A 1804-nucleotide genomic window follows, 5' to 3' on the forward strand; every position below is an offset into this window, starting at 1 on the left:
CCGGGGGTAACCCCCCAGGGGGGGTACCGCCGGTTGGTGGGTAGGCGGCCCAAGGGCGGGCGCTACCCGGTGTTCCATGGGCGTAGCTGTTGTTGGCGGCAACGAAGCCCTACCATCGGGTACCCCACCCCCGTCTGACCCCCCGCATGTCCGCATCTCCCTCCGTCTCCGGACGTCCACGCTGGTTCGTCGCTGGCGACTTCAACGGCTTCTTCGGCCTGGTGGTCGACAATCTGTCGATCCTGGGCTTCATCGCCATGGCCCTGGTGGGCATCTTCCAGTTCCCGGCCGACGTGGTGTTCGGGCGCATGTTCCCGGGTACCGCCTTCGGCGTGCTGGTCGGCAACGTGCTGTACACCTGGATGGCGCGCCGCCTGGCCGCGCGCACCGGTCGCGACGATGTGACCGCGATGCCGCTGGGGCTGGATGCGCCCACCAGCATCGGCATGGCGCTGCTGGTGCTGGGCCCGGCATTCCTGGCGTTCAAGGCGCAGGGGTTGGCTCCGCATGACGCGGCCATCGCCACCTGGCAGCTGGGCATGGCCTCGCTGGTGATCATGGGCGTGCTCAAGACGATCCTGTCGTTCTTCGGCGAGGCCGTGACCCGCGCGCTGCCGCGTGCGTCGCTGCTGGGCTCGATTGCCGGCATTGCCATCGTGCTGATGGGGTTCCTGCCGTTGCTGGAAACCCTGCGTTCGCCGGTGGTGGGCTTCGTCACCCTGGGCCTGCTGCTGTACGTGCTGGTGGCCAAGCGCAAGCTGCCGATCCGCGCGCCGGGCGTGCTGGTGGCCTTCATCTTCGGCACCGTGCTGTATTACGGCCTGGGCCTCGCCGGCCTGGGAGCGCCCGGCTTCCAGGTGCCGGAGTGGACCCCGCCGCAGGTGGTGCTGCCGTGGCCGACGCTGGGCTTCATCGAGGGCCTGCCCACGGCCATGACCTACCTGCCGTTGCTGCTGCCGTTCGGACTGCTGATGGTGGTCGGTGGGATCAACGTTTCAGAAAGCGCGCGCGCGGCCGGCGATGACTACCGTACCCGCGACATCCTGCTGGTGGAGGCGGTGGCCACCCTGGTGGCCGGGTTGTGTGGCGGTGTGGCGCAGACCACGCCGTACATCGGCCAGCCTGCTTACAAGCACATGGGCGCGCGCAGCGGTTACACGCTGCTCACCGGCCTGTTCGTCGGTATCGGCGGCATGCTCGGGGTGATCTCCGGGCTGGTGCAGTGGCTGCCGCTGGCGGTGCTGGCCCCGATCATTGTCTACGTGGCGATCGACATCACCACGCAGGCCTTCCAGGCCACACCGCGCGAGCACGCCGGGGCGATGGTGCTGGGCTTCCTGCCGTCCGTGGCTTACCTGCTGGCGATCAAGGCCCCGGGCTGGATCGCGCCGGAGCAACTGGTTGCGATGACCACCACGCTGGACGGGCACGGTCTGCCGGAACTGGCGGTGATCTTCACCTTGGGCAACGGCTTCATCATCACCTCGATGCTGTGGATCGCGGCGGTGGTGGCGATGATTGATGGCAAGCTGCTGCGGGCGTCCGGCATTCTGCTAGTGGCTGCGGGGCTGACCCTGTTCGGGTTGATCCATTCCGTGGACCCGCGCGGTGGCATCTATCTGCCGTGGACGCTGGAAGGGCTGCCGAAGCTGATCAGCTGGCAGTTCGCCGGGGCTTATGTGGCGTTGGCCGCGTTGCTGGCGTTGCTCCAGGTCGTGCCGGCCAGTGGCCAGCAGTCCAGCGACGCCTGAGTTACCGGTAGCGCCGGCCGTTGGCCGGCCCTCAGCATCGCCTGGGCCGGCCA

At 68.3% G+C, this 1804-nt stretch carries 1 protein-coding gene; it reads left to right on the plus strand.

Going from position 1 to position 1804, the window contains the following annotated elements:
- Positions 1 to 146 precede the first annotated feature (146 nt).
- On the plus strand, positions 147 to 1751 hold the full coding sequence (locus QMX83_RS21345) for a hypothetical protein (RefSeq protein WP_282298625.1): 1605 nt from the start codon (positions 147 to 149) through the stop codon (positions 1749 to 1751).
- The last annotated feature ends 53 nt before the right edge of the window (positions 1752 to 1804 follow it).

It is taken from the genome of Stenotrophomonas sp. PS02289, from assembly GCF_029960115.1.
In the GTDB taxonomy this organism is placed as follows: domain Bacteria; phylum Pseudomonadota; class Gammaproteobacteria; order Xanthomonadales; family Xanthomonadaceae; genus Stenotrophomonas.

Bases quoted from the DNA above. Each gene is read 5' to 3' on its own strand.
- QMX83_RS21345 (WP_282298625.1), top strand. From the start codon at position 147: ATGTCCGCATCTCCCTCCGTCTCCGGACGTCCACGCTGGTTCGTCGCT.